At 39.5% G+C, this 9,133-nt stretch carries 9 protein-coding genes; 3 read left to right on the top strand and 6 right to left on the bottom strand.

The genetic code is table 11. The annotated features are described in order from the left end of the window. Positions 1–161: 161 nt before the first annotated feature. Together rpoE and FFM59_RS04570 are read right to left on the bottom strand one after the other, a co-directional pair. A complete protein-coding gene (rpoE, locus tag FFM59_RS04575; RefSeq protein WP_307722421.1) occupies positions 162–773 on the bottom strand; it encodes a DNA-directed RNA polymerase subunit delta in 612 nt (203 codons plus the stop codon). Positions 774–818: 45 nt separating this feature from the next. After that, a complete protein-coding gene (locus FFM59_RS04570; protein WP_170175932.1) occupies positions 819–1,253 on the bottom strand; it encodes a YwiB family protein in 435 nt (144 codons plus the stop codon). A 138-nt stretch (positions 1,254–1,391) separates the two neighbouring features. Between FFM59_RS04570 and FFM59_RS04565 the strand changes: the two genes are divergently transcribed. From FFM59_RS04565 to yidA, 3 genes are read left to right on the top strand one after another with little or no spacing between them, the layout of a single operon-like run. Continuing rightward, positions 1,392–2,198: a lipoate--protein ligase family protein gene (locus FFM59_RS04565; RefSeq protein ID WP_137601868.1), complete on the top strand. Its 807-nt coding sequence runs from the start codon at positions 1,392–1,394 to the stop codon at positions 2,196–2,198. After that, entirely contained in the window at positions 2,195–3,544 is a 1,350-nt protein-coding gene (locus FFM59_RS04560; RefSeq protein WP_137601867.1) for an HD domain-containing protein, read from the top strand. Before FFM59_RS04565 ends, FFM59_RS04560 begins: the two co-directional genes overlap by 4 nt. A 17-nt stretch (positions 3,545–3,561) precedes the next feature. Continuing rightward, complete coding sequence (gene yidA, locus FFM59_RS04555) at positions 3,562–4,383, top strand: sugar-phosphatase (protein ID WP_137601866.1); 822 nt, start codon at positions 3,562–3,564, stop codon at positions 4,381–4,383. A 58-nt stretch (positions 4,384–4,441) separates the two neighbouring features. Here yidA and FFM59_RS04550 read toward each other — a convergent pair whose 3' ends face one another. The 4 genes from FFM59_RS04550 to glmU form a co-directional block, all read right to left on the bottom strand. Then, entirely contained in the window at positions 4,442–5,788 is a 1,347-nt protein-coding gene (locus FFM59_RS04550; protein WP_137601865.1) for an FAD-dependent oxidoreductase, read from the bottom strand. Between the two features lie 246 nt (positions 5,789–6,034). Beyond that, complete coding sequence (locus tag FFM59_RS04545) at positions 6,035–6,589, bottom strand: hypothetical protein (protein WP_137601864.1); 555 nt, start codon at positions 6,587–6,589, stop codon at positions 6,035–6,037. Between the two features lie 126 nt (positions 6,590–6,715). Further along, positions 6,716–7,699 (bottom strand): ribose-phosphate diphosphokinase, encoded by a 984-nt coding sequence (locus FFM59_RS04540; RefSeq protein ID WP_137601863.1) that lies wholly within the window; start codon positions 7,697–7,699, stop codon positions 6,716–6,718. 65 nt (positions 7,700–7,764) lie between these two features. Then, positions 7,765–9,132: a bifunctional UDP-N-acetylglucosamine diphosphorylase/glucosamine-1-phosphate N-acetyltransferase GlmU gene (gene glmU, locus FFM59_RS04535; RefSeq protein WP_137601862.1), complete on the bottom strand. Its 1,368-nt coding sequence runs from the start codon at positions 9,130–9,132 to the stop codon at positions 7,765–7,767. Position 9,133 lies beyond the last annotated feature (1 nt).

The following is a 9,133-nucleotide window of genomic DNA, read 5'->3' as shown; positions in this document are numbered from 1 at the left end:
AAATTATACATTTTTTTCAAATTTATGGGTACTTTTGTTTTAGTGCGCCGTAAATTTATTTTGTTTCATATAAAAACAGCACAATTACAAAATGTAATTGCCCTGTTCATTCAAATCGAATTAATCACCGCAGTGGTTCGAATTCAATCAGGCACTAACCACTACTTATCGTGGTCGTCTTCCTCATCATCATCGTCGCCATCACCATAATCGTCTTCGTCATCATCTTCATCATCGTCATCAGACAATTCAGCAAGTTGACCTTCAATTCCATCATCAGGAATATCGGCATCTTCGTCGACGTTTTCTGTATCATCATCGTCGTCAAAGTCGTCTGCACTATCGTCGTCATCGTCTTCGTCGTCATCACCCAAATCTTGATCTTCTGGGTCATCATCGTCGTAATCGATCACGTCATCATCGTCACCAGCATCGACAAGGAACGCATTAACCTTCTTGCGCTTCTTACGTTTTGGTTGACCGTCGTCTTCTTCATGAATGGTTGCTTCATCAATTGATTCAAATGGGTACCACGCACGTAGTCCCCATGTATTTTCACCAAGGGAAATAAAACTACCATCGACATTTAAGTCCGTGTAGAATTGTGACAACCGTTCACGGACTTCCTCATCACTCTTACCTAAATATTGTTGAACTTCATTTGCAAGATCAACAAAAGCCATTGCGTCGCCATGATTTGCTAAAATGGCGTGCGCAACCTCAATCATTGAAAGTTCTGATCTGTCTTGGCCTTCAAATGCTTTTAATTCCAAACTGGTGCACATCCCTTCGAAAAGTCTAAACTACATAATACAACGTTAGCTAAAAAATTGCAATCTTATTTGGTACTTACCCAGTGTATTATCCGCCGATTTCAGCTCATAATCAACCCATAGCTTGCCATTATTTGTATTCTCATCAAAATTCAAAACCATTTTTTTCGTTTCGACAAATAATTGCATCATGCCATAAGCACTTTGATAATGAGTTTCCATGGATTGCCCCAAACGAAATTCAAAATGAGCTCGATTTTCACTGTGACGCGTCAATACAACAGAGCCATCGGCAGCAAATTTAAAAGTGACTGGTGTTTTGATGTCATCCTGAACTTCGACATACCGTAAATAATGAGCATCCCCGACCTGGACGATTTGTCCCGGTTCGTTAAATTCAAATTCTTCGCGGCCTTCAGGCTGAACAATTGTGGTTTTTAATTGAACTTGCACGTTATTTGTTTGATTAATTGTCTTCACCTTCATTTTTAATTCAATTAATTATATCTGAAAACGGCCCCAAATCAAATAGTTACTCGTTATTTTGATGTTTTTAACTACTTAGTTAGGTATAATGGTAGATAAATACGGTTACATTTAAAAAAGGTGATTTTAAAAATGAAGCTCCATAGTCAGTTCGATTCAATTTCAATTGTTGATCAAAAACTTAAACCAGCCCAAAACTTGGACTCATTTGCGTATACCAATGCGCTCCTAGCCAAATTATCCGAAACTCCAATTCTACATTTTTGGATGTTGCAAGATACTCTCATTTTAGGTATGACAGATCAACGCCTGCCCCATCTTAACGATGCATTGAACTTGCTCACACAAAATCAATATCATTACTTTGTGAGAAATTCGGGAGGCTTATCGGTCATTAGTGACGACGGCGTGTTAAATATATCTTTGTTTATCCCAGCAAGCTTGCCACTCACCGTGGACGAGGCATATGCCGAAATGGCAGAATTAGTGCAATCAGCCTTTCCAGAATTAACTATTTCCACTGGTGAAATTGTGCACTCGTATTGTCCTGGTAAATTTGATTTAAGTGTCAATGGGCAAAAAATTGGAGGCATTTCGCAGCGACGCAATAAAAACGGCTCTGTCATTATGCTTTATCTCAGCATCAATGGTAACCAACCTGCGCGCGGACAATTAGTGGCTAATTTTTATCGCGCTGGAATTCAAACTGACGAAAATAAATGGAATTTCCCGTATGTCTGGCCTGATTCAATGGTTAACTTAGCTGACTTAGTTGCTAACCTATCAATTGGTGAAACCAAGCAACGGGTGCTAAACGTGTTCACCCAATATCAACGCTCAATCTTTGATGAAACAGCAGATTTTAACGAAGAAGTTGCGGTTCAGCGAGAATCGATGCAACATCGACAAACTAAATTAGAGAGCAGGCGGCCTATTTGAGTTTCAATGACGAACGATTAGAAAAAGAAAAGGTTTTCCGAGATCCGGTCTACAAATATATTTACATTGAAAATCAGATTATTATTGATTTGATTAACACACCAGAATTCCAGCGGTTGCGCCGCGTTAAACAACTTGGAACTGCCTCATTAGTTTTCCACGGGGCAGAACATTCTCGTTTTGGTCATTGCTTAGGTGTTTATGAAATCACCCGCCGGATTTGTAATTACTTCCAACGAAACTATTCATCGACTTCGCCGGAAGACGGACTATGGAATGACGAGGAACGCGGTGTGGCCTTATGTGCCGCTTTATTACACGATATTGGCCATGGCCCATACTCGCACACCTTTGAGCATATCTTTCATACCAATCATGAAGAAATCACCACTAAAATTATTACTTCGAGTGATTCCAACATCAATAAAATTTTAAAACGAGTTTCAGACGATTTTCCTAAACAGGTGGCCAGCGTGATTGACCATTCCTATCCAAATAAGCAAGTCGTGCAAATGATTTCAAGCCAAATTGATGCCGACCGAATGGATTATCTACAGCGCGACTCATATTACACGGGCACTAGCTACGGTAATTTCGATTTGGAACGGGTTTTACGAGTGATTCGCCCATACAAAGATGGGATTACTTTTGAAATTTCGGGCATGCATGCCGTTGAAGATTACATTTTGAGCCGGTTACAAATGTATTTACAGATTTATTTTCATCCTGCCTCACGGTCGATGGAAGAAATTTTAGACCATATGTTGGAACGAGCGCATAATCTTTATTCCAGCAATCAAGATGAGAGCTCGTTTGCATCAAAAATGTTAATGCCATTTTTTAATAATTCGTTTACCCTAAAGGAATACTTGGCCCTAGACGACGGCGTGTTAAATACCATTTTTGCCCAATGGCGTGATTATCCCGATGACATTTTGTCTGACTTAGCTAATCGCTTTCTTGATCGTAAGCCTCTCAAATCAGTGTCGTACGATGATACCACTAAAAACCTATTACCTAAGTTACGCGAATTAATTCAAACTGCCGGTTTTAACAGTGAATATTATACGGCCACGAATGACAGTTATAACTTGCCCTACGATACTTATGATCCACAAGAAGCCAATTCAAAAACTCAAATTGAATTGATGCAACCCAATGGTGAATTAGTCGAGCTATCAGAAGTCAGCACCCTAGTGGCATCGATTTCCGGTAAAATTGTCGGTAATCAAAAATTCTTCTTTCCAAAAGAAATGTTGTCCGCCGACCAAAACATTGAAATTTTCCAACCGATTTACGAAGAATTTCAGTCATACATTAACAACGACGAAATAATTAACCCATAAGACTAAAGGAGATCATTATGACCATCAAACTAGTAGCAATTGACATCGACGGAACCCTTGTCACAGACGATAAACAGCTCACTACCGAAACGATTGAAGCCATCAATCAGGCCACAGAACAAGGTGTTAAAGTAGTGCTGTGTACCGGCCGACCATTAAACGGTGTCCAAGATTATTTAAAAAAATTAGGCCTTGATAACCAAGCAGAAAGTTATGTGATTACTTTTAACGGTTCATTAGTCCAAAACACCAATGGCGACATCATCGTGCGCCACACCGTTTCATTTAACGACTATTTAGACATGGAACTGTTAGCACGTAAGATTGGATTACATTTCCATGCTGAAACTGACCAATTCATCTATACTGCCAACCGAGATATCAGCCCCTATTCAATCGCTGAATCATTCTTAGTTCGGACGCCCATCAAGTACCGAACTGTTGAAGAGATGACGCCAGCGTTGTCAATTTCAAAAGGCATGATTATTGATGATCCAGAATTAATCAGTAAAGCATTGGATGAAAAAGCGGTGCCCGCAGATTTCTTTAACCGGTTTTATATTGTTCGTAGCGAACCTTACTTCCTAGAATTAATGAACAAGGATGCTAGTAAGGGCAATGCGATTCGCGACTTAGCGGCTCAACTAGACATTAAGCAAGAAGAAATTATGGCCCTTGGAGATCAAGAAAATGATTTAACCATGATTGATTATGCCGGTCTAGGAGTTGCCATGGGTAACGCCATTGACGAAGTGAAAGAACACGCTGACCAAATGACTCTCACGAATCAAGAAAATGGAGTCGCTGCAGCCATTAATCAATACGTCCTAAATAAATAAGCCATTCAAAAATGCCCCCGAAAAATTTCGGAGGCATTTTAATTACTGCAAAAACTGATTATTTACTAGCGTTAGCTTTAGCCATCGCTGCTTGACCAAGTAAATTCAAGTAATTGAATGGACGGTCAAATTGTGGTTGAAATAACATATCGACAAAGGCTAAAAAGTCGATTGTATTTTCGTTTTGGATACAAACTGAAATTAAGTTCGCAGACTGTGAAACGTCATACTTACTCATTAATTGAGCCCCTAAGATTTTACGATTAGTTTTATCCCACACCAGCGTCATTAAAACTGGCGTTGTGGTTGGCATAAATTCTGGACGGTAATTATCTTCAATAGTGACAGATTCAGCGTCAAAGCCTTCATTTTGCGCATGTTCTAACGTCATGCCAGCGGCCACCATAGTGTTGCCGTACAATTTCAAGCCAGAAGCTGATTGAGTTCCCATATATTTAACAGTTGGTTTGAAGATATTCATCCCAGCTAACGTTCCTTGGCGCACAGCATTTGTGGCCAATGGAATATAGGCATCACGACCGGTTGGGTTATAATGAACTGCCACAGAATCACCAGCACCATAAATATCTGGATTGGAAGTTTGCATATAGTCATTCGTTTTAATTGAACCATCTGCATTCATTTCGACGATTCCTTTAAGTAAATCAGTATTAGGTCGGAACCCGATACACAAAACAGCTAGATCAGCTTCATAATCTCCACCGTCAGTAGTAACTACCACGCCATCACCAGTGTCAGTAAATTTATCCACTTTTTGATTTAAGGCTAATTTAACGCCACTATCTTGAAATTCTTTTGATAAACGGTCAGTATATTCAGCATCAAAGTATTTACTTAGCATTCTTGGTAAACCATCAACCAGGGTAACTTCGTGTCCCTTTTTGTTATATGATTCAACTAATTCAACGCCAATATATCCTCCACCAATCACGACAATCCGTTTACCGGCTTGTGCATCTTGGAACAACTTCTTAGCATGATCATAGTTCTTACATAGGTAAACGTGCTTGCTATCAATACCTTCAATTGGTGGTATCACAGGCCATGAACCAGTGGTCACGATTAATTTATCATAACTATCGGTGTTAGTTTCTCCAGTCACTAAATTAGTGACGCTAACTTCTTTTTTATCGGCATCAATGTTAGTTACGTCATGTTGCATTTTAACGTTTGCACCTAACTTGGCCAGCGTTTCTGGGCTTGAGTAAAATAGTCCTTGTGGATCTTTAACTTCTCCGCCTAAATACAGCGCGATTCCACAAGATAAAAATGAAATGTTGTCATTACGCTCATAAACGGTCACTTGCGTATCAGGATCCGTGGCATAAATTTGATTAACAGCGGCGGTTCCTGCGTGCGTACATCCAATAACAATAACTTTCATAGTAAATCCTTCCATGAATCAGATTTTGTGAAAACTTTTACAAACCAATGTTAACACAATTTCACTATCAAAAAAATAAGTAATTCAATATTTTATTTATCACTTAATAAGACACCATTGCCTATCAGCATTGCAGAAGTTTCAACTTTCAAAATTTAATAAGTTATTGATTGCCATCAATTATTTATCAGATAATAAACACAGCGACACAAAAATACACCTGAATGGTGTATTTTTAAATTTATCTTAATATTTAGCCGTATAAGTGTTGGTTGAAGCATTGTAATCAAAGATACCAACTAAATTTTGAACTTGTGAATCGCCATCAGTGGCACGTACTTCAATAGTATAATCTGAGCCACTTTGATCAGTTACCATGAATGAATAATTACTTGAGCCATAGTAACCTGCGGCTTTGGCAAAGTTACCAATAATGGTATTTTGATCAGTTGGGGTAGTGGTAGCAGTGCTTGAGGTATTAGTATTATTGTTTTGTGTGGTGGTTGCCGGAGCTTGTGAGCTAGCTGCTTGGCTCGTAGTGCTTTGACTTGGGGTAGTCACTGCACTATTGCTGCTGGTACTACTGTTTGAACTGACAGCTGCAGCTTTGGTAGCAGAACTAGTGCTTTCTTTAGCACTGTCTTTTTTAGCTTTGACTGAGCTACTGATACGAGTATTTGAGCTTGAGTTGTCGGAGGAACTTTTAACCGAACTGTTAGTGCCACATCCTGCTAAAGATAATGTTAGTACTAAACCACCAATCGTAAGTCCTAATTTTTTAATAATCATTGTTGTTTTCATAATCACGTTCCTCCTCCATCTATTTATGTGTTAATTATAACATTAATGTAACAAAAAAAACGCAGAATCGAAATATTTATGTAATCTTAATGTAATATTTCGTTTCTACGTTTTTTATTAAGTTGTTTACCAAGCTTGGTCCATATCAAAGCGTTTTTTGAATAATGGACTTACTGGTTTGTTTTCATTAATTCGTTTAATAGCAGCTCCTAGCAATGGTCCAACAGAGACTTGAACGAGCTTATCAATCTGTTTTTCCTTTGGTAGGTTAATGGAGTCTGTGACCACGACTTCTTTAATTGGTGAATTTTCTAGGCGTTCAATTGCTGGACCAGATAATACTGGATGGGTACAAGAAGCATAAACTTCTTCAGCTCCTTGGTCCATCAGTGCTTGAGCACCCAAAGAAATGGTTCCGGCTGTATCAATCATGTCATCAATCAAGATACATTTCTTACCCTTAACATCCCCGATAATATTCATAATTTCGGCCACATTGGGCTTAGTCCGTCGCTTATCGATAATGGCAATTGGTGCCCCTAAGAATTCAGCTAACGCACGTGCCCGGCTCACTCCACCATGATCAGGTGAAACGACAACCGCGTTTTCAGCCACGCCATTTTTAATAAAGTAGTCGGCTAACAATGGTGCGCCCATCATATGATCCAATGGAATATCAAAGAATCCCTGAATTTGAGCCGCATGCAAATCAAGGGCCACCACGCGATCAACCCCAGCTTTTTCTAACATGTTAGCCACTAGTTTAGCGGTAATTGGTTCCCGCGAACGTGCTTTTCGATCTTGTCGTGCATACCCATAGTAAGGCATGACGATATTGATTGTGTTTGCACTTGCTCGCCGCAATGCATCAATCATGATGAGTAGTTCCATCAAATTGTCATTGACTGGCGCAGAAGTGGATTGCACAACATAGACATTATCACCACGAATACTTTCTTCAATGTTAATGCGAATTTCACCATCACTGAACTTGTCCACTGATAGTTTACCAAGCTCAACCCCGACCGTTTCAGCAATTTTTTCTGCTAACGGACGATTAGAATTAAGCGCGAAGACTTTCAACTTTGGATCGAAATATTGCTGTTCCATTTAATTATCCACCTTATTTAATCTCAAGTATCTATGATACGTATTTCAAGACAAAAATTCAAGCTTTACCAAGGTAGTTTTTTTGCATAATCAGGCTTATTGGTCTGACGAGCACGGGCAATTGCCATATCAAATTTATTGGTATCATCAGTAATGGTCGAGCCAGCTGCCACAAAGGAATCCTCTGCAATATTCACTGGCGCAATTAAATTACTATTACTACCGATAAATGCATGGTCGCCAATATTGGTATGGTGCTTTGAAGTACCATCATAATTAATAAAGACTACTCCACAACCAATATTAATGTTCTTACCCAGTGTCGCATCCCCAACATAAGTTAAGTGTCCCACCTTCGTTCCCTTATCAATAAATGATTTCTTCACTTCAACAAAGTTTCCGATGTGTACGTTTTCCCCAATTTCTGAAGCTGGTCTTAAATGAGAATATGGTCCGATATCGCTGCCAGTGTGCATTTCTGAATCTTCTAAAGTCGATGAGGTAATTTTCACTTCATCATGGATGATTGAGTTAATAATGTCTGAATGCGCACTAATATAACAATCCGTCCCGATGACCGTGTTGCCTTTGATGGTCACGCCACCTTCAATCACGGTATCTGACCCAATTTTAACATCACTATCGATATATGTCGTCTTTGGATCTAATAAAGTGACGCCTTCTTCCATCCAGTGGGTGTTAATTCGATTCCGCATAATTTCATTTGCTTTTGCCAATGCAATGCGATCATTCACACCCATTGATTCGTCAAAGTCGGCCATTCGGTAAGCAGCCACAATATCACCGCGCTTCTTTAAGATTCCAATCACGTCAGTCAAGTAATATTCACCTTGCGCATTGTCATTACTTAACAATTTCAATGCGTCAAACAAAGTTTTGTTGTCAAAGCAGTAGACACCGGTATTAATTTCATCAATGGCTTGTTCTTCTGGAGTGGCATCTTTTTGTTCGACAACTTTTTCGACAATCCCAATATCATTACGAACCAACCGGCCATATCCAGTTGGATCAGGCGCAATGGAAGTGAGGACAGTGGCTGAAGCTTTCTTCGCCGTATGATAGTCCACGAGTTTTTGCAATGTAGCCGCCTTAAACAAAGGCGTATCGCCGCTAATCACTAAAGTTTGACCATCTAAGTCACTCAACAAGTCGGCGGCCTGCATAACAGCATGGCCAGTTCCTAATTGTTGCTTTTGAACTGCATACTTAGTTCTCTCGCCCAATGCTTGTTCAACATTCTCGGCTCCAAAGCCCACCACCGTCACGATATTGTCCATATGGTTTGCTTCTAATTGAGTCAATACATGGTCAACCATTGCTTTACCAGCAACTTGATGCAGCACCTTGTAAAGTTTTGACTTCATTCGAGTACCTTTGCCAGCAGCTAGAATAATTGCGTTTTTCGTCTTCATT

This window comes from Paucilactobacillus nenjiangensis, from assembly GCF_005405445.1.
GTDB classification, from domain to species: Bacteria; Bacillota; Bacilli; order Lactobacillales; family Lactobacillaceae; genus Paucilactobacillus; species Paucilactobacillus nenjiangensis.
This window is presented reverse-complemented; position numbering and strand designations above follow the sequence as displayed.